We start from the raw sequence: 25644 nt of genomic DNA, 5'->3' as shown, positions 1-25644 counted from the left end.
CACCGGTGGCCGCAGCGGGCCGACCCGGACGCCGGCCCCTCAGCCCCCCAGCGGCACCTGTGCCTCCAGCAGCTCCGGCAAGCGGGTCGTCCGGGGTTTCGGCAGGATCTCCGCGACCGCCTTCGGGAGGGCCTGGTCGACCCCGTGGACCACCGACAGATGGCGTTCCGCGCGACCGAACGCGGTGTACACCCAGGGGCGGCTCAGCACCTGGGCGGCATCGCCGGGCAGGACCGCGACCACCGCGGGCCAGCGGGTCCCCACCGCCTGGTGCGCGGTCAGGGCCCAGCCGTGCCGTACGGACTGCTCCACCCGCTCCTGCGGTACGACCACGGCGTCCCCGGCGCACGACAGGTGCAGCCCCTCGGCGTCGGCCTTGACCACCTGGCCCGGGAGCGTACGGCCCGGCGCGGGGGAGTAGGCGACACGGTCCCCGGGGTCGAAGCCGCCGAAGCGCCCAGGGCCGGGGTTGAGGCGTTCCTTCAGCGCGGCGTTCAGCGCCCGCGTCCCCGCCGCGCCCCCGTGGCCCGGCGTGACGACCACCGTCTGCTCCGGCTGCACACCGATCGCCCGCGGCACCGAGTCGGCGACGAGCTGCACCGTGCGGTGCACCGCCTCGCCGGCGTCCCGCACCGGCACGATCACGACCTCCTTGCCGGGTGCCTCGACCTGGATCAGCTCGCCCACGCCGATGCCCGACACCAGCTCCCCGAGCGGCCCGGGGTCCGGCCGCCGCGAGGCGACGCAGGGGCACCTGCGCACCGCCAGCAGATCCGCGAAGACCCGCCCGGGACCGATCGACCACAGCACTCCGGGGTCCCCGGCCAGCACCAGCCGGGCCCCGTCCGGCAGCGACTCGACGAGCAGCGCCGCCGCCTCCACGTCGAGCTGGGGCGCGTCGAGTACGACGAGCAGATCGAGGTCGAGCGCGCCGTCGGCGTCCCGCCCGGGCCCCTCCGCCCCGGCCAGCAGCCCGGCGACAGTCGTCACGCCGGCCTCCGGCCCGTCCAGCAGCGCCGCGAACTGCCCACGGCCGACCGGGCCGTGCGCGGCGGCCCAGGCCCGCAGGCCGAGCCCACGCGCCGCCCGCACCAGCTCCGCCGCCTCGACCCGGGACGCCTCCCCGCCGGTGTGCAGCACCAGCCCGTGCCCGGCGACCGCCCGGATCAGCTCGGCGGCCCCCTGGGCACCCTCGGCCGCCCGCTCCCACGCCTCGCCCGAACCGTCCTCCTTGGGCATGGAGTTGATCAACCGGGCCAGACCGTCGGCCAGGCTCTCCTCGGCGAGCGCGTACCGCTCCAGCCCGACCAGGACCCGGACAGGACGCTCCTCACCCTCGCCGCCGGCCGCGTCGCCGTCGCCGTCGTCCTCCTCGACCGCGTCCTCGGCCGCGTTCTCGAGCTCGTTCGCGTCCAGCCCGTCCTGGAAGGCCAGGGCGTCACCCTCGGCGAGCGCCCCCTGCACGGCCTCCTCGGGATCCGGCACCCCCCGCTGGGTGAGCGCGGCGGTCAGCGCGGGCATCTCCAGCGCGGTATGCCCGGCGAGCGCCGCCTGCTCCAGGAGCCACACGGTGACGGCACGCCCTCGCCGCTCGTCGCCGGGCCCGCACTCCGGTCCCAGCAGCGCCCGCGCGAAACCGTCGGCCTGCTCGGGCCGCACCCCACCGACCCGCAGCAACTGCCACGGATCGGCCCGCAGCCGCTCGTCCGCCCCCTCGCCCAGGGCCGACGCGACCTGCACGGCGAGCGTTTCGGGGGCCCCTCCGTCGCTCAGCACCCGCCGCACGCCCTCGACGGCCTCGGGCGCGGGCACACCCACCGCCACGGGCGCCACGGGCTGCGTCCGCCGTACCGGCTCGGGGGCCTGCCGCCGGGGCGGCGGCTCCTCGAACACCGTCGCGGGCGGCTTCGCACCGCTCTCCACGGCCCGCACGGCCGCGAGCAGTTCGGCCGCCTTGCCGCTGAGCTTCGCACCGGCGTCGACGGGCGCCTGCTTCTCGGCCTTGCGTCGCTCGATCCGCTCCCGCTCCAGCCGCTGAGCCGCCAGCTCGGCCTCGGCCTCCGACAGCCCACCGCCCCCGGTCTTCGCGGCCTCGGACGGCTCACCGTCCTCGCCGACCGCGGCCTCACCACCCGCGATGTCCGCAGCCCCGGCCCTCGCAGCCTCGGTATCCGCAGCCCCGGTCTCCGTGGCGTCCGGCTTCCTCGGCTCGGCGTCCTCGGTGGTCTCCGGCTCCGTGCTCACAGCGTGCTCCAGTCGTGATCGGGATAGCGGTGCACAGGCGCCGACACGTCGTCGAGCGCCCGGCAGATCTCGTCAGGAAGACTAAGGGCCTCCACTGACAATGCCGCCGTGAGCTGCTGCGCGGTGCGAGCGCCGACCACCGGCGCCGCCACGCCGGGCCGGTCCCGCACCCAGGCGAGGGCGACCTGGAGCGGCGTGACCGCCAGCCCGTCCGCCGCCGTCGACACGGCGTCCACGATGCGGCTCGCGGTGTCGTCGAGGTACGGCTCGACGAACGGCGCCAGATGGTCCGAGGCGCCCCGGGAGTCCGGCGGCAGGGTGTTGCCCCGGTACTTGCCGGTCAGCACCCCGCGACCCAGCGGCGACGACGGCAGCAGGCCTATGCCCAGGTCCAGCGCGGCCGGCAGCACCTCCCGCTCGACGCCGCGCTGAAGCAACGAGTACTCCATCTGCGTGCTCGCCAGCCGGGTCCGCGTCCCGGGCGCCGCCAGCTGCCAGGTCGCCGCCTTGGCGAGCTGCCAGCCGCAGAAGTTGGAGATGCCCGCGTAGCGGACCCGCCCGCTGCTCACCGCCAGGTCCAGCGCCTGGAGCGTCTCCTCCAGCGGGGTCTGCGGGTCGAAGGCGTGGATGTGCCACACGTCGACGTGGTCCGTACCGAGCCGGGCGAGCGAGGCGTCCAGCGCGGCCAGCAGATGCCCCCGTGACCCGTCGAACCGCCGGTCCGGGTCCGGCACGCTCCCGGCCTTGGTCGACAGCACCAGGTCCCGGCGTGGCACGAGCCCTTCCATGAGCCGGCCGAGCAGGTACTCCGACTCGCCGTTCCCGTAGACGTCCGCGGTGTCGACGAGGGTCCCACCGGCCTCCCAGAACGTCTTCAGCAGGTCCGCGGCATCATGTTCGTCGGTGTCCCGCCCCCAGGTCAGGGTGCCGAGTCCGATCCGGGACACACGCAGGCCGGTACGGCCGAGATGCCTCTGCTCCATGTCCGCCGAGATTACTGGCCAGAACTGGTGCCGTGGGTTGCCTGTGGACAACCGATTCGCGTGATCCAGGCCCGGGTTCCCGACCGGCGCGCCGGCGACGCCACCCGCGGCCTGGGCGATCCCCGTGCCCCACGCTAGTGTCGGGGCCACAAGGGACGTTACTGACGAGTAAGGGGAAGGCCATGCAGCTCGGGATCAACCTCGGCTACTGGGGCGCCGGAATGGACGCGGACAATCTCGCCGTGGCCCAGGAAGCCGACCGCCTCGGATACGCCGTCTGCTGGGCCGCCGAGGCGTACGGCTCCGACGCCGCCACCGTGCTCAGCTGGGTCGCCGCCCAGACGGAGCGGATCGACGTCGGCTCGGCCATCTTCCAGATCCCGGCGCGCCAGCCCGCGATGACCGCGATGACCGCCGCGACCCTGGACTCGCTGTCCGGCGGCCGCTTCCGCCTCGGCCTCGGCGTCTCCGGCCCGCAGGTCTCCGAGGGCTGGTACGGCGTCAAGTTCGACAAGCCGCTGGCCCGCACGCGCGAGTACGTCGAGATCGTCCGCAAGGCCATGACCCGTGAACGCCTCAGCTACGACGGCGAGCACTGGACCCTGCCCCTGCCCGGCGGCCCCGGCAAGCCGATCAAGCTCACCGTCCACCCGCAGCGCGAGCACATCCCGCTGTACATCGCCGCGATCGGCCCCAAGAACCTCGAACAGACCGGTGAGATCGCCGACGGCGCCCTGCTGATCTTCCCCTCCGCCGACCATCTGGAGGACACCGCGATCACGCACCTGCGCGCCGGGCGCGAGAAGGCCGGGAAGACCATGGACGGCTTCGACGTCTGCCCGACGCTGCCCCTCGCCGTCGGCGACGACAAGGACGTGGCGACCCTCGCCGACACCTTCCGCCCCTACACCGCCCTGTACGTCGGCGGCATGGGCAGTCCGAAGCAGAACTTCTACAACCAGCTCGCCCGGCGCATGGGCTACGAGAAGGCGGCCGCCGAGATCCAGGAGAAGTACCTCTCCGGCGACAAGCAGGGCGCCGCGGCCGCCGTACCGCACGAGCTGATCGACCAGACCACGCTGCTCGGCTCCGTGGAGCGCATCGCCGACCGGATGAAGGCCTACGCGGCGGCGGGGGTCACGACGCTGTCGCTGGCGCCCGCGGGCTTCACGCTGGAGGAGCGGCTCACCTCGCTGCGGGCGGGCTCCGAGGCGCTGGAGCGGGCCGGGCTCGCGTAACGCGGCCGTGCGCCGCCGGAGAGTTCCCTACGGCCGTGGTGGGGGCTCGGGGGTCTTCCCCGCCACGGCCGTCAGGGGGAACAACGCGCCCACCCGCGCGCGGTTACGCTTCCGACGCCCGCCCGTCGGTCCGTCTTTCGGCTGAGTTGTCCGGCACACCTGTTGCCGTGGGCCTCCGTGGGCATTTGACTCGTTCTTTGCGGGATTCTGCAGAGAGGTGCTCTCAGATGCTTTCGGCCAAGAGCCTGTTCCAGGAGATCCTCGACCACGACCAGTCGTTCCGGCTGTTCTGTTCCGTCGCGGCCAGCGGTGAGGCGCAGGGCGGCTGGGAGAACGCCCGCATCGCCGCGCTCGTACCCGCGAGCGAGCGCGCCCTGGCGCCCAAGATCACCCGCCATGGCGCGGACGAGGACAAGCACGGGCGGATCTTCAACGCGCTGCTGAAGAAGCGCGGCCTCGAACCCGTGGAGGTCCCGCCGGAGTGCGACTACACGATGCTGTTGGAGAAGCGGGGCATCGGGCTCGCCCACGAGAAGCTCAGGGCGGACCAGCCGCTCACCGTGCAGGACATCATCACCTACCTCGCCCACAGCCGGGTCACCGAACAGCGCGCCGCCGAACAGATGGTGATGCTGAAGAAGCACTTCACGGACCACCCGGTACTCGGCAGAGCGGTCCGCATGATCTCCCACGACGAGGACAACCACCTCGCCTACACCCACGAGGAACTGCTCCGCTTCGCCGCCGCCGGGCACGGCCGCGACATCCGGCGCGTGCTGCGCGAGAGCGCGCTCGCCGAGATCCGCGTCCACCGGGACGTGAGCCTCGCGGTCATGGCCCACATGGGCCGCGTGCTCGGCTGGTCCCGCTCCAAGGCCGCGGTGCTCGCGTCCGGCATCCATGCCGTGTACGGGTACGAGCGGCTCGGCGGCTGGCGGCGCATGGTGACCCTGAAGATGCCGGAACGCCGCGACGCCCTCGGCGGCCCGGCCACCACCGCCCCCGAGTTCGCCTGAGCACCGGGGCCCTCACATCCAGCCTCGCCGCTTGAACGTCCGGTAGAGGAGGACCTCCAGGGCGGCCATGACCGCGATCACCGCCGGATAGGCCCACACCCAGTGCAGCTCCGGCATGTGCTCGAAGTTCATGCCGTAGATCCCCGCGATCATCGTCGGGATCGCGGCCATGGCCGCCCACGCGGAGATCTTCCGCATGTCGTCGTTCTGCCGGACGCTCATCTGCGCCAGATGCGCCGACAGGACGTCCGACACCAGCCGGTCCAGGCCCTCCACGGACTCGTTCACGCGCGTGAGGTGGTCGTTCACATCGCGGAAGAAGGGCCGCGCCTTCCCGTCCACGAAAGGCACGGCACTGCCCAGCGTGCCCACGGCGGCGAGCCGGGTCAGCGGCACGCCGAGCGGCCCGGTGGCCCGGCGGAACTCCATGATCTGTCGCTTGAAACCGTAGATCCGGGACGCCGAGTGCCGCGAGCCACCGCTGTCCGGCGAGAAGACCTCCGCCTCCAGCTCCTCCAGGTCGGTCTGCAACTCGGCCGACACGTCCAGGTAGTGGTCCACGGTCGCGTCGGCGATCGCGTACAGCACCGAGGTGGGGCCCTTGCCGAGCAGCTCCGGCTCCTGTTCCAGCCGACGACGCACGGCGGCCAGCGGGGAGCCCACGCCGTGTCGGACGGTCACCACGAAGGCGTCCCCGAGGAAGATCATGACCTCGCCGGTCGAGACGGCGTCGCTCTCCGGCTCGTACACGACCGGCTTGAGGACCATGAACAGGGAGTCGTCGTACACCTCCAGTTTGGGCCGCTGGTGCGCCTTCAGGGCGTCCTCGACGGACAGCGGATGCAGCGCGAACTCCTCGGTGACCAGCCCGAACTCCCGCTCGCTGGGCTCGTGCAGGCCGATCCACACGAATCCGCCGACCGCCCGTGCCTCGGCCAGGGCGTCCGACAGGTCCTCGGGGCCCTCCGTCCGGTGTCCGTCACGGTAGATGGCACAGTCGACGATCACGGAGCGTATTCTCCCGTCGCCGCCGGGACGTCGCACGTGGACCTGCGCCTACCCTGGGCCGCATGCCCACGCTGATCCTCGTCCGGCATGGACGTTCCACCGCCAACACCGAGGGGCTGCTCGCCGGCCGGACGCCCGGCGTCGCCCTCGACGAGCGCGGCACCACGCAGGCCGCCGCACTGCCCGGCAGGCTCGCCGGGCTGCCGATCTCCGAGGTCGTCACCAGCCCGCTGCAGCGGTGCGAGGAGACCGTCCGGCCCCTGCTCGACGCCCGCCCCGGGCTGCGCGCGCACACCGACGAGCGGATCGGGGAGTGCGACTACGGCGACTGGTCCGGGCGCAAGCTCGCCGAGCTCAAGGACGAGCCGCTGATGGAGGTGGTCCAGGCCCACCCGACGGCGGCCGCGTTCCCGGGCGGCGAGTCGATGCGGGAGATGCAGCACCGGGCCGCCGAGGCGGTCCGGGAGTGGAACGCGCGTGTGGAACGCGATCACGGCGCCGACGCCGTGTACCTCATGTGCTCGCACGGGGACGTCATCAAGTCTCTCGTCGCCGACGCACTCGGACTTCATCTCGACCTCTTCCAGCGGATCTCCGTAGAACCGTGTTCCATCACCGCGATCCGTTACACCCGTCTCAGGCCGTTTCTCGTACGCCTCGGAGACACCGGGGACTTCGCGTCCCTGGCGCCCCGCGAGGAGTCCCCGGGCGGGGACGCACCGGTGGGAGGCGGTGCGGGCGCACCGTGATCGTCGGCCGCAGTAGGGTGAAGCGGTCGCAGTAACGCCGTACTTGTCCGCGGCCGAGCGTCCGCACGGCGGCCGGTCGGTCAACGAAGTCGAAGTCGCCCCACGATCAATGGAGACAGGACGTGTCCCGTCAGGTGTTCCTCTACGACCCTCCGGAGCGGTTCGTGGCCGGTACGGTCGGACTGCCCGGGCGCCGTACCTTCTTCCTCCAAGCCACCGCCGGCCCCCGGGTGACCAGCGTGGCCCTGGAGAAGACACAGGTCGCAGCGCTCGCCGAGCGCATGGACGAACTGCTCGACGAGGTGGTGCGGCGCAGCGGCGGAAGCGCCGCGGTACCGGCCGTGGCACCCAGCGAGATCTCCGACAGCGCCCCGCTGGAGACCCCGATCGAGGAGGAGTTCCGCGTCGGCACCATGGCTCTCGCCTGGGACGGCGACGAGCAGCGCATGATCGTCGAGGCGCAGGCGCTGGTCGAACTCGATGCCGACACCGACGAGGACCTCGCCGAAGCCGAGGAGCGGCTCCTCCAGGACGAGGAGAACGGGCCCCCGATGCTGCGGGTCCGGCTCACCGGCGCGCAGGCCCGCGCCTTCGCCAAGCGCGCACTCGACGTCGTCAACGCCGGCCGGCCGCCGTGCCCGCTGTGCAGTCTGCCGCTCGACCCGGAAGGACACGTATGCCCGCGCCAGAACGGATACCGCCGCGGAGCATGACCTCCGAGGAACTGCTCACCACCGGTGAGCTGACCGTGCGCGGACGCATCCGTGAGGCCTCCAACGCGGCCCTCTATTGCACGATCACGCACGACGGGCAGCAGGCCACCTGCGTCTACAAGCCCGTCGCGGGGGAGCGGCCGCTGTGGGACTTCCCCGACGGGACGCTCGCCGGGCGCGAGGTCGCCGCGTACGCGGTCTCCGAGGCGACCGGCTGGGGCCTGGTCCCGCCCACGGTGCTGCGCGACGGACCGTACGGCGAGGGCATGTGCCAGCTGTGGATCGAGGCGCGGCCGGATGCCGAGCTGCTCGCCCTCGTCGACGCCGAGGAGCCCGCAGCGGGCTGGAAGGCGATCGGGTTCGCCGAGGTCGGCGACGGGAAGACGGCGCTGCTGGTGCACGCGGACGACGAGCGGCTGCGGCGGCTCGCCGTGCTCGACGCCGTGATCAACAACGCCGACCGCAAGGGCGGCCACCTGCTGCCGACCGCCGAGGGGCAGCTGTACGGCATCGACCACGGGGTCACCTTCAACGTCGAGAACAAGCTGCGCACGCTCCTGTGGGGCTGGGCCGGCGAACCGCTCACCGGCGAGGCCGTGGCGGTCCTCCAGCGGCTCCAGGGGGAGCTGAAGGAGGGCGGCGTGCTCGCCGAGCGGCTGGGCGCGCTGATCACCGGCGCCGAGGTCGACGCCACCCGCGCGCGGGTCGGCGCGCTGCTCGCCACCGGCGTGCACCCGGAGCCGAACGGGGAGTGGCCGGCGATCCCGTGGCCGCCCGTGTGACGGCACGGCCGCCGCGCTGACGGGCACATCCGGGAGATCACGCAAGAGCGCCTTACCGGCCATCCGGCCTGGTCCGGTTCGTATACGGAACTTCAGTCCGGTTAGGCTCATGACATGCATGCCTGGCCCGCTTCCGAGGTCCCCGCCCTGCCTGGCAAGGGCCGCGACCTGAGGATCCACGACACCGCGACCGGGGGTCTCGTGACCCTCGACCCCGGTCCCGTCGCCCGTATCTACGTCTGCGGCATCACCCCGTACGACGCGACCCACATGGGGCACGCGGCGACCTACAACGCGTTCGATCTCGTGCAGCGCGTGTGGCTCGACACGAAGCGGCAGGTCCAGTACGTCCAAAACGTCACGGACGTCGACGACCCACTCATTGAGCGCGCGGACCGCGACGGCCTCGACTGGGTCGCCCTGGCCGAGCGCGAGACCGCGCTGTTCCGCGAGGACATGACCGCCCTGCGGATGCTGCCGCCGCAGCACTACATCGGCGCCGTCGAGGCGATACCCGGCATCGTGCCGCTGGTGGAACGGCTGCGCGACATGGGCGCCGCCTACGAACTCGACGGCGACACCTACTTCTCCGTCGAGGCCGACCCCCACTTCGGCGAGGTGTCCCACCTGGATGCCGCCGCGATGCGGCTGCTCTCCGCCGAGCGGGGCGGCGACCCCGACCGCCCGGGCAAGAAGAACCCCGTCGACCCGATGCTGTGGATGGCGGCCCGCGAGGGCGAGCCGAGCTGGGACGGCGGATCGCTGGGCCGCGGCCGGCCCGGCTGGCACATCGAGTGCGTCGCCATCGCCCTCGACCACCTCGGGATGGGCTTCGATGTCCAGGGCGGCGGCTCCGACCTCGCCTTCCCGCACCACGAGATGGGCGCCTCGCACGCCCAGGTGCTGACCGGCGAGTTCCCCATGGCCAAGGCGTACGTGCATGCGGGGATGGTCGGCCTGGACGGCGAGAAGATGTCCAAGTCCAAGGGCAACCTGGTCTTCGTCTCGCGGTTGCGCCGTGACGGCGTCGACCCCGCCGCCATCCGGCTCACCCTCCTCGCCCACCACTACCGGGCCGACTGGGAGTGGACCGACCAGGTGCTCCAGGACGCCGTGGACCGGCTCGGCCGCTGGCGCGCCGCCGTCTCCCGGCCCGACGGGCCGACTGCGGACAGGCTCGTCGGGGAGCTCCGCGAGGCCCTCGCCGACGATCTGAACGCCCCGGCCGCGCTGGCCGCCGTCGACCGCTGGGCGGCGGAGCAGCAGGAACGGGGCGGTACGGACCCGGGTGCCCCCGGCGTCGTGTCCCGTGCGGTGGACGCGCTGCTGGGCGTGGCCCTGTAGGAGGAACGACTGTGGGCCGCTTCCTCCCGGTGGAGGAAGCGGCCCACACTCGTGCTCACTCCTCGGACGAGTCGTCGTCCTCGTTGCTCGGCTTCGGCGGCCGTTTGTCCCGCAGGAACGGAGGGCCGTCCCCGCCGTCCGTGGCGTGCCCGCCGGGCGGGGTGCCGCCGCCGTCCCGGCGCCGCAGATACCGCTCGAACTCACGAGCGATCGCCTCGCCCGACGCCTCCGGCAGCTCCGCGGTGTCGCGGGCCTCCTCCAGCGTCTGCACGTACTCCGCGACCTCGCTGTCCTCCGCGGCCAGCTGGTCCACCCCCACCTGCCAGGCGCGCGCGTCCTCGGGCAGCTCGCCCAGCGGGATGCGTACGTCGATCAGGTCCTCCAGGCGGTTGAGCAGGGCGAGCGTGGCCTTCGGGTTGGGCGGCTGCGAGACGTAGTGCGGCACGGCCGCCCAGAGCGACACCGCCGGTACGCCCGCGTGCGTGCACGCCTCCTGGAGGACGCCGACGATGCCCGTCGGGCCCTCGTACTTGGTCTCCTCCAGATCCATGCGCTGCGCCAGGTCCGAGTCGGACGTGGTCCCGCTGATCGGGACCGGGCGCGTGTGCGGGGTGTCACCGAGCAGGGCGCCCAGGATCACCACCAGCTCCACGCCCAGCTCGTGCGCGAAGCCGAGCAGCTCGTTGCAGAACGAGCGCCACCGCATGGACGGTTCGATGCCGCGGACCAGGACCAGGTCACGCGGCTTGTCGCCGCCGACCCGGACCACCGACAACCTGGTCGTCGGCCAGGTGATCTTGCGCACGCCGGCGTCCATCCACACCGTGGGCCGGTTCACCTGGAAGTCGTAGTAGTCCTCGGCGTCCAGCGCCGCGAACACCTCGCCCTTCCACTCCCTGTCCAGATGCGCGACCGCGGTGGAGGCGGCGTCGCCGGCATCGTTCCAGCCCTCGAACGCGGCCACCATGACCGGGTCGATCAGCTCGGGAACCCCCTCGAGCTCGATCACCCAGCGCCTCCTTCCGACGTGCCCTCGCCTGACGTGCCAACCTTACGGCGTGCGGCGGGGGCGCCCGCAGCCCCCTTGCACGGGGGAGTGAACGGATCACTGCCCCGTTCACCTGCCCCGGACACCCCGCGATTCATCCGAGCTGTCACCCATTCGTACACCCTTGCTCACAGCGAACTGCGCAGCCACTGCTCCACGCTCGCGATGTGCGCCGTGGCCCAGGAGCGGGCCGCCTCCGCGTCCCGGTCGCGCAGCGCGGCGAGGATCGCCCGGTGCTCGTGCAGGGTGCGGCTGACCGCGTCCCGCTGGGTCAGGCCACGCCAGATCCGGGCCCGGGTGGTCGGCCCGGACAGGCCGTCGAGCAGCGAGCACAGCACCGAGTTGCCCGACGCCTGCACGATGCTGCGGTGGAACTCCAGGTCGCAGGCGACGAGTTCCTCGACGGAGGGCTGCGCGCCCAACGCCTCCAACTGGGCGGTGAGCGCGTCCAGTTCCCGCTCGCCGATGCGTGCGGCCGCCATCGCGGTCGCGGCCGGCTCCAGGATGCGGCGTACGGCCAGGAACTCCAGCACGGTGTCGTCGCGGTGGAAGTCGACGACGAAGCTCAGTGCCTCCAGCAGCAGTTGGGGATCCAGGCTGGTGACGTAGGTGCCGTCGCCCTGGCGTACGTCCAGGATCCGGATCAGCGACAGCGCGCGTACGGCCTCCCGCAGCGAGTTGCGGGACAGGCCCAGGTCGGCGGCGAGTTCGCTCTCCTTGGGCAGCCGGTCGCCGGGCCGCAGCGCGCCGGAGACGATCATGCCCTTGATCTTTTCGATCGCCTCGTCCGTCACTGCCATGGCCGGCCTCCCTGTCGCCCAGACCTCCGAGGTCTTCGCACAGTATGCGGCCTCACCAGGAGCGACGGCCCGCCGCGCCGTCCGGACCACGGGCACGGAGAGGGGCGGCTCCGTCGGCGTGGAGCCGCCCCTCTCGTCCGTACCGGCTACTTCTTGTCGAGCAGGTCCTGGACCTTCGCGCGGACGTCGTCCGTGGCCAGGCCGCGGATCGTCAGGGTCGTGCGGCGGCGCAGCACGTCGTCCGCGGTCTCGGCCCACTCGTGGTCGCGGGCCCAGACGACCTGCGCCCAGATCTCCGGGGCGTCCGGGTGCACGCGCCGGGCGAGCTCGGGGTCGTCGTTGGCGATGCGGGCGATGTCGAAGGCCAGCGAACCGTAGTGCGTGGCCAGGTGCTTGGCGGTGTCCGCCGCCATCCGCGGGCCGGGCGCCGGGCCGTCGACCAGCAGCCGGTGGGCGACCGCGCGCGGGTTGGCGACACCCGGCAGCGGCAGCTTCTTCGGCAGCGAGGAGATCGGCTCGAAGTCCTCGCCCAGCGGGTGACCGGGCAGCGACTCCAGCTTCTTCATGATCGTGCGGCCGATGTGGCGGAAGGTCGTCCACTTGCCGCCCGCGACGGACAGCATCCCCCCGCGCCCCTCGGTGACCACCGTCTCGCGCTTGGCCTTGGCGGTGTCGCCGGGGCCGCCCGGCAGCACACGCAGACCCGCGAAGGCGTAGGTGATGAGGTCCCGGTCGAGCTGCTGGTCGCGGATGGAGAACGCGGCCTCGTCCAGGATCTGCGATATGTCCTGCTCGTTGACCGCGACGTCCGCCGGGTCGCCGTCGTACATCTCGTCGGTGGTGCCGAGCAGCAGCATGTCCTCCCAGGGGAGGGCGAAGGTGATGCGGTACTTGTCGATCGGGGTGGCGAGCGCGGCCTTCCAGGGGGCGGTGCGCTTCAGGACCAGATGCGCGCCCTTCGACAGGCGGATCGACGGGGCGGCATGAGGGTTCTCCATACGGCGCAGGTGGTCGACCCAGGGGCCGGTCGCGTTCAGTACCAGGCGGGCGTCGACGCCGAACTCGTCGCCGGACAGCCGGTCCCGCAACTCGGCGCCGGTCACCCGGCCCTGGGTGAAGCGCAGGCCGGTGACCTCGGCGTGGTTGAGGACGACCGCGCCCGACTCGACGGCCGCGCGGACCGTCATCAGGGCCATCCGGGCGTCGTTCATCTGGTCGTCGCCGTACACGGCCACGGCCTTGAGGTTCTCGGTGCGCAGCTCGGGCACGTCCGCCTGGGCCTTGGCGGGGGAGAGCAGATGGCCCACGCCGTCGCCGAAGGCGGACAGCATCGAGTAGGCGAAGACACCGGCGCCGAGCTTCGCGGCGCCGTGCGGGCCGCCCTTGTACACGGGGAGGTAGAAGGTCAGCGGGTTCGCCAGGTGGGGGGCCACCTGGCGGGAGACCGCACGGCGCTCGAAGTGGTTCTCGGCCACCAGCTTCACCGCGCCGGTCTGCAGGTAGCGCAGACCGCCGTGGAGCAGCTTGGAGGATGCGGAGGAAGTGGCTCCGGCGAAGTCGCCGGCGTCGACCAGGGCCACCCTGAGGCCGGACTGCGCGGCGTGCCAGGCGGTGGAGATGCCCAGGATGCCGCCGCCGATCACGAGAAGGTCGTACGACGCCTTGGAGAGCTGCTCCCGGGTCTCGGCGCGGCTCGGGTTCGAGCCGGAGGCCGGGTGCGTGCCCAGGGCAGGCACGGACTGCAGGGTGGACTGGCTGGTCATGTGGGGTTCTTACTCCTCGTCAGCCGACTGCGCGTCGGCGCTCGTCGAATCAGCTCTCGTCGCCTTCGAGCCAGCCCATGGTCCGCTCCACGGCCTTGAGCCAGCTCTTGTACTCACGGTCGCGGTCGCCCGCGTCCATGCGGGGGGTCCACTCCGCGGCCCGCCGCCAGTTGGCGCGCAGGTCGTCGGTGCTGTTCCAGAAGCCGACGGCGAGACCGGCGGCGTAGGCGGCACCGAGGCAGGTGGTCTCCGCGACCATCGGGCGCACCACGGGGGCGTCCAGGAAGTCCGAGAGCATCTGCATCAGCAGGTTGTTGGACGTCATGCCGCCGTCGACCTTGAGGGCCGTCAGCTCCACGCCGGAGTCCTTCGTCATGGCGTCGGCGATCTCCCGCGTCTGCCAGGCGGTGGCCTCCAGCACGGCGCGGGCGAGGTGCGCCTTGGTGACGTACCGGGTCAGGCCGGCGATCACACCGCGGGCGTCGGAGCGCCAGTACGGGGCGAAGAGGCCGGAGAAGGCCGGCACGAAGTAGGCGCCGCCGTTGTCCTCGACGGACAGCGCGAGCGTCTCGATCTCGGCGGCGGTGGAGATCAGGCCCATCTGGTCCCGCATCCACTGCACCAGCGCACCGGTGACGGCGATCGAGCCCTCCAGGGCGTAGACCGGCTTCTGGTCGCCGATCTGGTAGCCGACGGTGGTCAGCAGCCCGCTGTAGGAGTTGATGATCTTGTCACCGGTGTTCATCACCATGAAGGTGCCGGTGCCGTACGTCGACTTGGTCTCGCCCTCGGAGAAGCAGGTCTGGCCGAACAGGGCCGCCTGCTGGTCGCCCAGCGCCGAGGCGACCGGGATGCCGCCCAGCAGGTCGCCCAGCTTGCCGCCGGTGATCTCGCCGTACACCTCGGCGGAGGAACGGATCTCCGGCAGCATCGCCAGCGGGACACCGATGGACTCGGCGATCTTCTCGTCCCACTGCATGGTGTGCAGGTTCATGAGGAGGGTGCGCGAGGCGTTGGTGACGTCGGTGACGTGGTGGCCGCCGTTGACACCGCCGGTCAGGTTCCAGATGACCCAGGTGTCCATGGTGCCGAAGAGGATGTCGCCCGCCTCGGCGCGCTCCTTGAGGCCCTCGACGTTGTCGAGCAGCCAGCGGGCCTTGGGACCGGCGAAGTAGGAGGCGAGGGGGAGGCCCGTCTCGCGGCGGAAGCGGTCCTGGCCGACGTTGCGGCCGAGCTCCCGGCACAGGGCGTCGGTGCGGGTGTCCTGCCAGACGATGGCGTTGTGGACGGGCTCACCGGTGTTCCTGTCCCACAGCACGGTGGTCTCGCGCTGGTTGGTGATGCCGATGGCCTTGATGTCGTCGCGGGTGATGCCGGCCTTCTCGATGGCTCCGGCGACGACCTCCTGGACGTTGGTCCAGATCTCGCTGGCGTTGTGCTCGACCCAGCCCGGCTTCGGGAAGATCTGCTCGTGCTCCTTCTGGTCGACGGAGACGATCCGGCCGTCCCGGTCGAAGACGATGCAGCGGCTGGAGGTCGTGCCCTGGTCGATGGCTGCGATGAAGGGGCCGGCCGTGTGGGCGTCGGTCACTGTGTGCTCCTGGGGTTCCGTATGTCTGGGGCTGTGCACGGCGTGGTTCCTGCGGCTGCGAGAGCGGCCGTGGCCGCTCTGTACGAACCCGCTCTAGACGAACGCGAGGTTGTAGAGTCCGGCGGCCGCCGCACCGCCGATCAGCGGGCCGACCACCGGGATCCAGGCGTAGCTCCAGTCGGAACCGCCCTTGTTGGGCAGGGGGAGCAGGGCGTGCACGATGCGCGGGCCGAGGTCACGGGCCGGGTTGATGGCGTAACCGGTCGGGCCACCGAGCGAGAGGCCGATGCCGACCACGACGAGGGCGACGAGCAGGCCGCCCAGGGTGCCGAGACCGTTGCCGTTGTCGTTCAGGCCCTGCGTGAGGATGGCGATGACCAGCACGAACGTACCGATGATCTCGGTGGCGAGGTTCATCCCCACGTTCCGGACCTCGGGTCCGGTGGAGAAGATGCCGAGCACCGGGCCGGCGCCCTTCTCCCGCGCCTCGACCGCCTTGGCGTCCTTCGCCTGGGCGTCCGCGGAGCCGACGATCTCGCGGTCGGTGAGGTGGGCGTGGAACTGGCCGTAGTAGGCGACCCAGACAAGGACCGCGCCGATCATGGCGCCGAGCAACTGACCGCCCCAGTACACGGGGACGTTGGTCCAGTCGTCGTTCGCGATCGCGAGGCCGAGGGTGACGGCCGGATTGAGGTGGGCGCCGGAGAGCGGCGCCGAGATGTAGACGGCCGTCAGCACCGCGAAACCCCACCCGAAGGCGATCGCGAGCCAGCCGGCGTTCCGGGCCTTGGAGGCCTTGAGCACCACGGCGGCGACGACGCCTCCGCCGAGGAGGATGAGTATGGCGGTACCTATGGTCTCGCCGATGAAGATGTCGGAGCTGGACACCCGCGACTCCTTTGTCCTGTCCAGGGGGAGAACCCCGCGTCCCTTCCGGGGTCCGTCGGCCCTTGGCGTCATCACACTCTAGCGCGTATTGCCGGTAGGTGTTCGACAATGCCGACCGATGGACGGGAGTCTTGCCTCGGCGTTACGCGCAGTCAAGAGGTCTCTTGCCGAAAGCGCGATGGTGGTGGGTTGTGTTGAGTTATGAACCCATCGACCCGGTAGGCCGATCTATGACCAATATGTTCCGTTTTGGGCAGACCGGCAGCCGGAACGCCCCACGGCGTCCCGGTCTCTCCCGCGCGATATTGCGTATGTGCTGGTCAGTGCCCTGCGGGCAGTTCAGAACCGGCCGGCGCCCAAATCGCGCGACACCGCGCGGGCGCAGTCCCGCACGGCGGCGATCAGCTCGGACCGCAGCTCCCCGTCCCGGCCCAGCCGCTCCACCGCGCCGGTGATGCCGACCGCGCCGACGGGCATGCGCCGCCGGTCGTGGATGGGCGCGGCGACCGACGCGACGCCTTCCCAGGTCTCCTCGACGTCCGCGGCGTACCCCCGCGCGCGGGTGAGGTCCAGGACGTGCTCGAAGGCGCTCAGGTCGCACACCGTGCGGTCCGTGAAGGCCTTGCGGTCCGACTCCAGGGCCTCGCTGTGGGCGACCGGGTCGTAGGCCGACAGGACCTTGCCCAGGGCCGTGGAGTGCAGTGGCTGCATGGCGCCGATCTCCAGCACCTGCCGGCTGTCGTCGGGGCGGAAGACGTGGTGCACGATCAGCACGCCCTGCTGGTGCAGCACCCCCAGGTAGACGCTCTCGCCGCTGGAGCGGGCCAGGTCGTCCGTCCATACCAGGGCACGCGCGCGCAGTTCGTGCACGTCGAGGTAGGTGGTGCCCAGGCGCAGCAGCTCGGCGCCCAGCTGGTAGCGCCCGGAGGCGCCGTCCTGCTCGACGAACCCCTCCTGCTGGAGGGTGCGCAGGATGCCGTGGGCGGTGCCCTTGGCGAGACCCAGCGCCGAGGCGATGTCCGACAGGCCCAGCCGTCGCTCACCGCCCGCGAGAAGGCGCAGCATCGCGGCCGCCCGCTCGAGCGACTGGATGTTCCGTGCCATCGCCGTCCTGCCTCCGTCCCCTTCGACCGTCGAACCGCGACGTCGCTGTTGCCGTACGGCAATGTCCACTGTTCGGCAATGCCGAACACTACCGGTCCATGCCGACCTCCCGCCAATGGGCGGTCGACAGTCGTTGTGCCACCCGCCTTCCGGGAGTGGCCTGTACGCCACGCCGGTCCGTCTCGTGGACGCCCCTGACCCTAGGCCCCCGGTCCCGGCTACCCTGGCCGCGTGCGCCCCTCCGCTGGACGTTCCGCCGGAGCATCCGGGGAAAGCGCAAAGCCGACAGCCGTCGCATTCCAGGGAGCCCCTTACATGGCCTCGTCGCCGCAGTCCCCCGTCACCGACAGCCGGACCCGCGCGTCCGCCCTCCGTGAGGCACTCGCCACCCGTGTGGTGGTGGCCGACGGAGCGATGGGCACCATGCTCCAGGCGCAGGACCCCACGCTGGAGGACTTCCAGAACCTCGAAGGCTGCAACGAGGTGCTGAACGTCACCCGCCCGGACATCGTCCGCTCGGTGCACGCCGAGTACTTCGACGCGGGAGTCGACTGCGTCGAGACCAACACCTTCGGCGCGAACCTCTCCGCCCTGGGCGAGTACGACATCGCCGACCGGATCGTCGAGCTGTCGGAGGCCGGCGCGCGCATCGCACGCGAGACGGCCGACGACTACGCGCGGCGCACGGGGCAGCCGCGCTGGGTGCTCGGCTCGATGGGCCCCGGCACCAAGCTGCCCACCCTCGGCCACACCACCTTCGCCGCGATCCGCGACGCCTACCAGCAGAACGCCGAGGGCCTGCTCGCGGGCGGCGCCGATGCGCTGCTCGTGGAGACCACCCAGGACCTGCTCCAGACCAAGGCCTCCGTCGTCGCCGCCCGCCGGGCGATGGAGACGGCCGGGTACGACGTACCGCTGATCGTCTCGGTGACCGTCGAGACCACCGGCACCATGCTGCTCGGCTCCGAGATCGGCGCCGCGCTGACCGCGCTGGAGCCGCTCGGCATCGACATGATCGGTCTGAACTGCGCGACCGGCCCGGCCGAGATGAGTGAGCACCTGCGCTTCCTCGCCCGCCACTCCCGCGTCCGCCTGTCGTGCATGCCGAACGCCGGCCTGCCCGTGCTGACCTCCTCCGGCGCCCACTACCCGCTGACCGCCCCGGAGCTGGCCGACGCCCAGGAGAACTTCGTCCGCGACTACGGCCTCTCCCTGGTCGGCGGTTGCTGCGGTACGACGCCCGAGCACCTGCGCCAGGTCGTGGAGCGGGTCCGCGACCTCACCCCCGGTGAGCGCGCCCCGCGCCCGGAACCGGGCGCCGCCTCCCTGTACCAGTCGGTGCCGTTCCGCCAGGACACCTCGTACCTGGCCATCGGCGAGCGCACCAACGCCAACGGCTCGAAGAAGTTCCGCGAGGCCATGCTGGCCGCCCGCTGGGACGACTGTGTGGAGATGGCCCGCGAGCAGATCCGCGAGGGCGCGCACATGCTCGACCTGTGTGTGGACTACGTCGGCCGGGACGGCGTCGCCGACATGGAGGAACTGGCCGGCCGCTTCGCCACCGCCTCCACCCTGCCGATCGTCCTCGACTCCACCGAGGTCGAGGTCATCCGGGCCGGGCTGGAGAAGCTCGGCGGCCGCGCGGTGATCAACTCCGTCAACTACGAGGACGGCGACGGCCCCGAGTCCCGGTTCGCCAGGGTCACCGGGCTGGCCCAGGAGCACGGCGCCGCGCTGATCGCCCTCACCATCGACGAGGAGGGCCAGGCCCGCACGGTCGAGAAGAAGGTCGAGATCGCCGAACGGATCATCGACGATCTGACCGGCAACTGGGGCATCCGCGAGGAGGACATCCTCATCGACTGCCTCACCTTCACGATCTGCACCGGCCAGGAGGAGTCCCGGAAGGACGGCATCGCCACCATCGAGGCGATCCGCGAGCTGAAGCGCCTGCACCCCGCCGTGCAGACCACGCTGGGCCTGTCGAACATCTCCTTCGGCCTCAACCCGGCCGCCCGCATCCTGCTCAACTCCGTCTTCCTCGACGAGTGCGTCAAGGCGGGCCTGGACTCGGCGATCGTGCACGCGTCGAAGATCCTGCCGATCGCGCGCTTCGACGACGAGCAGGTGAACACCGCCCTCGACCTGATCTACGACCGGCGCCGCGAGGGCTACGACCCGCTGCAGAAGCTGATGGCGCTGTTCGAGGGGGCCACGGCGAAGTCGCTGAAGGCCGGCAAGGCCGAGGAACTGGCCGCCCTGCCGCTGGAGGAGCGCCTGCAGCGGCGCATCATCGACGGTGAGCGCAACGGCCTGGAGCAGGACCTCGACGCGGCCCTCCAGGACCGTCCCGCCCTGGACATCGTCAACGACACCCTCCTGGAGGGCATGAAGGTCGTCGGCGAGCTGTTCGGCTCCGGCCAGATGCAGCTGCCGTTCGTGCTCCAGTCCGCCGAGGTGATGAAGACCGCGGTGGCCTACCTGGAGCCGCACATGGAGAAGACCGACGACGACGGCAAGGGCACCATCGTGCTGGCCACCGTGCGCGGCGACGTGCACGACATCGGCAAGAACCTGGTCGACATCATCCTGTCCAACAACGGCTACAACGTCGTCAACCTGGGCATCAAGCAGCCGGTCTCCGCGATCCTCGAAGCCGCCGAGGAGCACCGGGCCGACGTCATCGGCATGTCCGGCCTCCTGGTGAAGTCCACGGTGATCATGAAGGAGAACCTGGAGGAGCTCAACGCCCGGGGCCTGGCGGCCGGCTACCCGGTCATCCTCGGCGGCGCCGCGCTCACCCGGGCCTACGTCGAGCAGGACCTGTACGGGATCTACGAGGGCGAGGTCCGCTACGCCCGCGACGCCTTCGAGGGCCTGCGCCTGATGGACGCGCTGATCGGCGTCAAGCGGGGCGTGCCGGGCGCGAAGCTGCCGGAGCTCAAGCAGCGCCGGGTGCGGGCGGCCACCGTCGAGGTCGAGGAGCGCCCGGAGGAGGGGCACGTGCGCTCCGACGTCGCCACCGACACCCCGATCCCGAAGCCGCCGTTCTGGGGCACCCGGGTCATCAAGGGCATCCAGCTCAAGGAGTACGCGTCCTGGCTGGACGAGGGCGCGCTGTTCAAGGGCCAGTGGGGCCTGAAGCAGGCCCGCACCGGTGAGGGACCGTCGTACGAGGAACTGGTCGAGACCGAGGGCCGGCCCCGGCTGCGCGGGCTGCTGGACCGGCTCCAGACGGAGAACCTGCTGGAGGCGGCCGTCGTCTACGGCTACTTCCCCTGTGTCTCCAAGGACGACGACCTGATCATCCTCGACGACGCCGGCAACGAGCGCACCCGCTTCACCTTCCCGCGCCAGCGCCGCGGCCGCCGGCTGTGCCTGGCCGACTTCTTCCGCCCGGAGGAGGCCGGTGAGACGGACGTCGTCGGCCTCCAGGTCGTCACGGTCGGCTCGCGGATCGGCGAGGAGACCGCCCGGCTGTTCGCGTCGGACTCGTACCGCGACTACCTGGAACTGCACGGTCTGTCCGTGCAGTTGGCCGAGGCGCTCGCCGAGTACTGGCACGCGCGCGTGCGCGCCGAACTCGGCTACGCGGGCGAGGGCCCGGCCGACATCGAGGACATGTTCGCGCTGAAGTACCGCGGCGCCCGCTTCTCGCTGGGCTACGGCGCCTGCCCCGACCTGGAGGACCGGGCGAAGATCGCCGACCTGCTGGAGCCGGAGCGGATCGGCGTGCAGCTCTCGGAGGAGTTCCAGCTGCACCCGGAGCAGTCCACGGACGCCATCGTGATCCACCACCCGGAGGCGAAGTACTTCAACGCACGGTGACCCGGTACACCACGCCTGTGGCCCGCCACACCGCGCGCTGATCGGTTTGGTCGTACACTGGTCGGTCCACAGTAGGCCGGTTCCCTACCCGGGAACCGGCCTGCTCGTCCCTCCAGGAGGTACGCCGGATGACGACGACCGTCCCCGCTATCGGCACCCGTACGGCCGAAGGCTCCGCGCTGCAGGCCGTGCTCCTCGACATGGACGGCACCCTGGTGGACACCGAGGGTTTCTGGTGGGACGTGGAGTGCGAGGTCTTCGCCGGCCTCGGCCACACCCTCGACGACGCCTGGCGCCATGTCGTGGTCGGCGGCCCGATGACCCGCAGCGCGGGGTTCCTGATCGAGGCGACCGGCGCCGACATCACCCTCGCCGAGCTCACCGTGCTGCTCAATCAGGGGTTCGAGGACCGGATCGACCGGGCGCTGCCGCTGATGCCGGGCGCCGCGCGGCTGCTGGGCGAGCTCGCCGTGCACGAGATCCCGACGGCCCTGGTCTCGGCCTCTCACCGGCGCATCATCGACCGCGTCCTGGGCATCCTCGGGACCGAGTACTTCTCCCTGACGGTGGCCGGCGACGAGGTCGGGCGTACGAAGCCGCACCCGGACCCGTATCTGTTCGCCGCCGCCGGGCTCGGCGCGGATCCGGCCAGATGCGCGGTCGTCGAGGACACCGCGACCGGCGTGGCCGCGGCCGAGGCGGCGGGCTGCCATGTGGTTGCCGTCCCGTCGGTGGCGCCGATCGCCCCGGCCGCGCGGCGCACCGTGGTGCGTTCGCTCGAAGAGGTCGACCTGGCATTTCTGCGCGGCCTGCTGAACTGATGACGCGCATGCGCGGGAGTTCACGCGCCGTGCTCCGGTCCCAGGGCAATTCCATCGCTGGAAATCCGCACGGTGTGGATGGCCCAATCGCGGTGGGCCCGCTCCCAGTTGAAAGTGTGACGTTCCCCACTTCGGCGGGGGTCGACAGCGTGGCGCGTATGTGCAGCCGCATCCCATAACGGGTCGCTTGCCCCGCCTTTGTGTCCTGATTCATGGGATGCTGCACGAATCCTTCCCCTGTCGGGTTTTCGGTGCGTCCGCGCCCGGTTTCGCAGCGTGATGGACGCCCAACTCCGGTGGCCATGAGCCCCGTCACGAGGGCGCACTAATCTCATCGCGAGAACCTCACCCCATCCCCGTGATCGGCTGCGACACCCCTGCATGCCGGGTACACGGACCTGACAGCTGTGGAGAATCCCGAGCATGAACCGCAAGACCTTGGTGCTGCCGGCCGTGGTCGGACTGCTTGCTCCCGCGCTTGCCGCGTGCGGCGGGTCCGACGGCGGCAGTGACGGTGGTGGCTCGATCGTCGTGGGCACCACCGACCGGTTCATCGCCTCCAAGGACGCCCCCGCACCGCTCGACCCGGCGTACGCGTACGACGTGGGCACCTGGAACGTGCTCCGTCAGACCGTGCAGACGCTGATGGTCCAGCCGCGCGGCGAGGGCGCCCCTGTCCCGGAGGCCGCCGAGAGCTGCGGGTTCACCGACTCCGGCAACGAGCGCTACGCCTGCAAGCTGCGCGCCGACCTCAAGTTCTCCAACGGTGACCCCATCACCGCGGCCGATGTGAAGTTCTCCGTCGACCGGGCCCTGGCCATCAAGGCGGACAGTGGTGTCTTCGCCCTGCTGTCCACCATCGACACCGTCGAGACCAAGGGCGACCGCGAGGTCATCTTCCACCTCAAGACCGCCGACGCCACCTTCCCGTACAAGCTGTCGACCCCGGTCGCGGGCATCGTGAACCCCGACAACTACGAGAAGAACAAGCTGCGCGAAGGCTTCCAGGTCGACGGCTCCGGCCCCTACGTGCTCAAGGGCGAGGAGAAGGACGGCGAACTGGTCAGATCGGTGTTCACCAAGAACCCGAACTACAACGGCGCGTTGAAGGTGCAGAACGACGAGGTCGACATGGTCTCGTACGAGGACGCCGACGCCATGGGCGCCGCCCTCGAAGGCGGCGACATCGACGTGATGACCCGCTCCATGACGCCCGAGCAGATCGACAAGCTGGCGGTCGCCGACGGCGATGTCGAGCTGGTCGAGATGCCCGGCCTGGAGATCCGCTACCTGGCCTTCAACACCGAGGCCCCCACGGTGAAGAGCAAGGCCGTACGCCAGGCCATGGCGCAGCTCCTCAACCGCAACGAACTCGTCTCCGCGGTCTACGGTTCCCAGGCCGAGCCCCTGTACTCGCTGGTCCCGGCCTCGATCACCGGCCACTCCAACGCCTTCTTCAACAAGTACGGCGACCCCAGCGTCGCCAAGGCCAAGGGCCTGCTGGAGGATGCCGGCGTCACCACCCCGGTGAAGCTGACCCTGCACTACACGACCGACCACTACGGCGCCGCCACCAAGAAGGAGTTCGAGGAACTGCGCAGGCAGCTCAACGGCAGCGGACTGTTCCAGGTCGGTATCGAGGGCGCCCCCTGGGACACCTTCGTCCCCGCCGAACGCAACGGCGAGTACGACGTCTTCGGGATGGGCTGGTTCCCCGACTTCCCGGACGCCGACAGCTACGTCGCGCCGTTCCTGGACAAGGACAACTTCCTCAAGTCGCCGTACGCGAACAACGAGATCCGCAACACCCTGATCCCGGAATCCCGGAGCGAGGCCGACCGTCTGGCCGCCGCCGACAGCCTGAACAGGATCCAGGACATCGTTGCCGAGGACGTGCCCCTGCTGCCCCTGTGGCAGGGCAAGCAGTACGTGGCGGCACGTGACGACGTCACCGGCGTCGCCTACTCGCTCAACGCCTCCGCCACCCTCCAGCTGTGGGAGCTCGGCCGTGGTGTGAGCGGCTGACGCCTCCCGGGCACGACCGGGTGCCGGAAGGCGCCCGGGGTACTTCAAGAACGACGTAAGGCACGCACGTGAACATACGCAACCAGTGGCCGGTCCTGCCGATCGTGGCCGGTCTGGCCTCCGGCCTGCTGACCGGATGCGGTTCCGAGTCCGGTGGCTCCGGGGAGAACGGCTCCCACGTGGTCGTGGGGATGTCGGACGACGTCCTCGCCACCGACCCCGCGTCCGGTTACGACCCGGGCTCCTGGCTGTTGTTCAACAACGTCTTCCAGTCCCTGCTCAGCTTCCCCAAGGGGGGCACCGAGCCGCAGCCGGAGCTGGCCCAGGCGTGCAACTTCACGGACGGTTCGACGAAGGTCTACACGTGCACCCTGAAGGAGGGCCTGAAGTTCAGCAACGGTGACCCGCTCACCTCGAAGGACGTCAAGTTCTCCTTCGACCGCATGCTGAAGGTCAACGACGAGGCCGGCCCGGCCATCATGTTCCCGATGCTCGACCAGGTCGAGACGCCGAACGAGAAGACCGTCGTCTTCGACCTGAAGGTCGCCGACGCCACCTTCCCGAGCAAGATCGCCTCCGGCGCCGGCTCCATCGTCAACCACCGCGAGTACGACGCCGGCATGCTGCGCACGGACGGCGAGGCGGTCGGCTCCGGCCCGTACAAGCTCGACTCGTTCACCGAGAACGAGGCCGTCTTCTCGGTCAACGAGAACTACCAGGGCACCGCCGAGGTGCAGAACTCCGGCGTCACCATGAAGTTCTTCCACGGCGACCGCGCCGCGCTCAAGAAGGCGCTGCAGTCCAAGGACGTCGACATCGCCTACCGAGGCCTGAGCGCCACCGACATCGCCGACATCGAGCAGGCCGACTCCGACTCCGGCGTCAAGATCATCGAGGGCAGCAGCGCCGAGGTCCAGCACCTGGTCTTCAACATGGACGACCCGGTCGCCGGAAAGCTCGGCGTCCGCCAGGCCATCGCCCACCTGATCGACCGCGACGCCCTCATCGAGGACGTCTACCAGGGCACCGCGACCCCGCTGTACTCGATCATCCCGGCCGGTATCGCGGGCCACAACACGGCCTTCTTCGACACCTACGGCGCCCGGCCCTCGAAGGACAGGGCCGAGGCCGCGCTGCGTGCCGACGGCATCACCGACAAGGTGAAGATCACCCTGTGGTCCACCCCGTCCCGCTACGGCCCCGCCACCGACGAGGAGCTGCAGGCCATAGCGGCCCAGCTGAACGGCAGCGGACTGTTCGCCGCCGATGTGAAGTCCGTGGCGTTCGACCAGTACGAGCAGGACATCGCGGACGGCAAGTACGGCGTGTACGTCAAGGGCTGGGTGCCCGACTACCCGGACGCCGACAACTTCACCGCCCCTTTCTTCGGCGAGGGCAACGTGCTGGAGAACAACTACAGCAACGACACGATCACCGGCACGCTCATCCCGCGCACCGCCGCGCAGAGCGACCGCGCCGCCACCGACGACGAGTACGGCGAGCTGCAGGACATGGTCGCCGAGGAGGTCCCGCTGCTGCCGGTCTGGCAGGCCAAGCAGTACGCGGTCGTCCGCGAGGAGGTCTACGGCCTGGAGTACTGCCTCGACGCCTCGACCGTCTTCCGCTTCTGGGAGATCAGCAAGGGCTGAGGTCCGGACCCGCCGAACGCCGAGGGCGCCCGCTTCCTCCGGGAAGCGGG

Annotated in this window: 19 protein-coding genes; 10 read left to right on the top strand and 9 right to left on the bottom strand. The window is 70.9% G+C overall.

What is annotated here, in order from left to right:
* Window positions 1-39: 39 nt before the first annotated feature.
* Both ACFV6X_RS30885 and ACFV6X_RS30880 read right to left on the bottom strand, forming a co-directional pair.
* On the bottom strand, window positions 40-2244 hold the full coding sequence (locus ACFV6X_RS30885) for a helix-hairpin-helix domain-containing protein (RefSeq protein WP_385389148.1): 2205 nt from the start codon (window positions 2242-2244) through the stop codon (window positions 40-42).
* On the bottom strand, window positions 2241-3227 hold the full coding sequence (locus tag ACFV6X_RS30880; protein ID WP_385389146.1) for an aldo/keto reductase: 987 nt from the start codon (window positions 3225-3227) through the stop codon (window positions 2241-2243). The genes ACFV6X_RS30885 and ACFV6X_RS30880 overlap by 4 nt, the downstream gene beginning before the upstream one ends.
* Window positions 3228-3409: 182 nt before the next feature.
* Between ACFV6X_RS30880 and ACFV6X_RS30875 the strand changes: the two genes are divergently transcribed.
* Both ACFV6X_RS30875 and ACFV6X_RS30870 read left to right on the top strand, forming a co-directional pair.
* The gene (locus ACFV6X_RS30875; protein WP_385389143.1) at window positions 3410-4465 is read left to right on the top strand and encodes an LLM class F420-dependent oxidoreductase; all 1056 of its coding nucleotides are present in this window, start codon (window positions 3410-3412) and stop codon (window positions 4463-4465) included.
* A 227-nt stretch (window positions 4466-4692) separates the two neighbouring features.
* Window positions 4693-5481, top strand: coding sequence for a ferritin-like domain-containing protein (locus ACFV6X_RS30870; protein ID WP_385389141.1), 789 nt, complete (start codon window positions 4693-4695; stop codon window positions 5479-5481).
* Between the two features lie 12 nt (window positions 5482-5493).
* Here the strand turns inward: ACFV6X_RS30870 and corA are convergent, their stop codons facing one another.
* Window positions 5494-6489, bottom strand: a complete 996-nt coding sequence (gene corA, locus ACFV6X_RS30865) for a magnesium/cobalt transporter CorA (RefSeq protein ID WP_385389139.1) — start codon at window positions 6487-6489, stop codon at window positions 5494-5496.
* Window positions 6490-6551: 62 nt separating this feature from the next.
* On the opposite strand from corA, the gene ACFV6X_RS30860 reads away from it, so the two are divergent.
* From ACFV6X_RS30860 to mshC, 4 genes are all read left to right on the top strand, one after another.
* Window positions 6552-7238, top strand: coding sequence for a histidine phosphatase family protein (locus ACFV6X_RS30860; protein WP_385389137.1), 687 nt, complete (start codon window positions 6552-6554; stop codon window positions 7236-7238).
* 122 nt (window positions 7239-7360) lie between these two features.
* On the top strand, window positions 7361-7951 hold the full coding sequence (locus ACFV6X_RS30855; protein ID WP_365459361.1) for a DUF3090 domain-containing protein: 591 nt from the start codon (window positions 7361-7363) through the stop codon (window positions 7949-7951).
* Window positions 7915-8733, top strand: coding sequence for an SCO1664 family protein (locus tag ACFV6X_RS30850; RefSeq protein ID WP_385389134.1), 819 nt, complete (start codon window positions 7915-7917; stop codon window positions 8731-8733). The genes ACFV6X_RS30855 and ACFV6X_RS30850 overlap by 37 nt, the downstream gene beginning before the upstream one ends.
* Window positions 8734-8847: 114 nt before the next feature.
* On the top strand, window positions 8848-10077 hold the full coding sequence (gene mshC / locus ACFV6X_RS30845; protein ID WP_385389132.1) for a cysteine--1-D-myo-inosityl 2-amino-2-deoxy-alpha-D-glucopyranoside ligase: 1230 nt from the start codon (window positions 8848-8850) through the stop codon (window positions 10075-10077).
* A 55-nt stretch (window positions 10078-10132) separates the two neighbouring features.
* Here mshC and ACFV6X_RS30840 read toward each other — a convergent pair whose 3' ends face one another.
* From ACFV6X_RS30840 to ACFV6X_RS30815, 6 genes are all read right to left on the bottom strand, one after another.
* Complete coding sequence (locus ACFV6X_RS30840) at window positions 10133-11086, bottom strand: PAC2 family protein (RefSeq protein ID WP_385389129.1); 954 nt, start codon at window positions 11084-11086, stop codon at window positions 10133-10135.
* 167 nt (window positions 11087-11253) lie between these two features.
* Window positions 11254-11925: a FadR/GntR family transcriptional regulator gene (locus tag ACFV6X_RS30835; RefSeq protein WP_385389127.1), complete on the bottom strand. Its 672-nt coding sequence runs from the start codon at window positions 11923-11925 to the stop codon at window positions 11254-11256.
* A gap of 146 nt (window positions 11926-12071) precedes the next feature.
* A complete protein-coding gene (locus tag ACFV6X_RS30830; protein WP_385389124.1) occupies window positions 12072-13688 on the bottom strand; it encodes an FAD-dependent oxidoreductase in 1617 nt (538 codons plus the stop codon).
* A gap of 49 nt (window positions 13689-13737) precedes the next feature.
* A complete protein-coding gene (gene glpK, locus ACFV6X_RS30825; protein ID WP_385389121.1) occupies window positions 13738-15279 on the bottom strand; it encodes a glycerol kinase GlpK in 1542 nt (513 codons plus the stop codon).
* Between the two features lie 93 nt (window positions 15280-15372).
* On the bottom strand, window positions 15373-16167 hold the full coding sequence (locus tag ACFV6X_RS30820) for an MIP/aquaporin family protein (protein WP_385389119.1): 795 nt from the start codon (window positions 16165-16167) through the stop codon (window positions 15373-15375).
* 339 nt (window positions 16168-16506) lie between these two features.
* Window positions 16507-17271, bottom strand: coding sequence for an IclR family transcriptional regulator (locus tag ACFV6X_RS30815; RefSeq protein ID WP_365457505.1), 765 nt, complete (start codon window positions 17269-17271; stop codon window positions 16507-16509).
* A 315-nt stretch (window positions 17272-17586) separates the two neighbouring features.
* Here ACFV6X_RS30815 and metH point away from each other — a divergent pair, with 315 nt between their 5' ends.
* From metH to ACFV6X_RS30795, 4 genes are all read left to right on the top strand, one after another.
* Entirely contained in the window at window positions 17587-21099 is a 3513-nt protein-coding gene (gene metH / locus ACFV6X_RS30810) for a methionine synthase (RefSeq protein ID WP_385389116.1), read from the top strand.
* A 128-nt stretch (window positions 21100-21227) separates the two neighbouring features.
* Window positions 21228-21920 carry an HAD family hydrolase gene (locus tag ACFV6X_RS30805; RefSeq protein WP_385389113.1) on the top strand — a complete coding sequence of 231 codons (693 nt, stop codon included), beginning with the start codon at window positions 21228-21230 and terminating at the stop codon, window positions 21918-21920.
* 423 nt (window positions 21921-22343) lie between these two features.
* Window positions 22344-23945, top strand: coding sequence for an ABC transporter substrate-binding protein (locus ACFV6X_RS30800; RefSeq protein WP_385389110.1), 1602 nt, complete (start codon window positions 22344-22346; stop codon window positions 23943-23945).
* A 68-nt stretch (window positions 23946-24013) separates the two neighbouring features.
* Complete coding sequence (locus ACFV6X_RS30795; protein ID WP_385389107.1) at window positions 24014-25594, top strand: ABC transporter substrate-binding protein; 1581 nt, start codon at window positions 24014-24016, stop codon at window positions 25592-25594.
* Window positions 25595-25644: the final 50 nt, after the last annotated feature.

The sequence above is a fragment of the Streptomyces sp. NPDC059861 genome (assembly GCF_042731435.1).
Classification (GTDB): domain Bacteria; phylum Actinomycetota; class Actinomycetes; order Streptomycetales; family Streptomycetaceae; genus Streptomyces.
The sequence above is the reverse complement of the archived record's forward strand: the minus strand, read 5'-3'. Positions and strand labels throughout refer to the sequence as shown.

What these genes read in the sequence shown, in the direction of transcription:
- metH (WP_385389116.1), top strand. Translation starts at nt 17,587, where the DNA reads ATGGCCTCGTCGCCGCAGTCCCCCGTCACCGACAGCCGGACCCGCGCG.
- ACFV6X_RS30805 (WP_385389113.1), top strand. Translation starts at nt 21,228, where the DNA reads ATGACGACGACCGTCCCCGCTATCGGCACCCGTACGGCCGAAGGCTCC.
- ACFV6X_RS30815 (WP_365457505.1), bottom strand. Translation starts at nt 17,271, where the DNA reads ATGGCACGGAACATCCAGTCGCTCGAGCGGGCGGCCGCGATGCTGCGC.
- mshC (WP_385389132.1), top strand. Translation starts at nt 8,848, where the DNA reads ATGCATGCCTGGCCCGCTTCCGAGGTCCCCGCCCTGCCTGGCAAGGGC.
- ACFV6X_RS30870 (WP_385389141.1), top strand. Translation starts at nt 4,693, where the DNA reads ATGCTTTCGGCCAAGAGCCTGTTCCAGGAGATCCTCGACCACGACCAG.
- ACFV6X_RS30875 (WP_385389143.1), top strand. Translation starts at nt 3,410, where the DNA reads ATGCAGCTCGGGATCAACCTCGGCTACTGGGGCGCCGGAATGGACGCG.
- ACFV6X_RS30860 (WP_385389137.1), top strand. Translation starts at nt 6,552, where the DNA reads ATGCCCACGCTGATCCTCGTCCGGCATGGACGTTCCACCGCCAACACC.
- ACFV6X_RS30880 (WP_385389146.1), bottom strand. Translation starts at nt 3,227, where the DNA reads ATGGAGCAGAGGCATCTCGGCCGTACCGGCCTGCGTGTGTCCCGGATC.
- ACFV6X_RS30835 (WP_385389127.1), bottom strand. Translation starts at nt 11,925, where the DNA reads ATGGCAGTGACGGACGAGGCGATCGAAAAGATCAAGGGCATGATCGTC.
- ACFV6X_RS30830 (WP_385389124.1), bottom strand. Translation starts at nt 13,688, where the DNA reads ATGACCAGCCAGTCCACCCTGCAGTCCGTGCCTGCCCTGGGCACGCAC.
- ACFV6X_RS30850 (WP_385389134.1), top strand. Translation starts at nt 7,915, where the DNA reads ATGCCCGCGCCAGAACGGATACCGCCGCGGAGCATGACCTCCGAGGAA.
- ACFV6X_RS30800 (WP_385389110.1), top strand. Translation starts at nt 22,344, where the DNA reads ATGAACCGCAAGACCTTGGTGCTGCCGGCCGTGGTCGGACTGCTTGCT.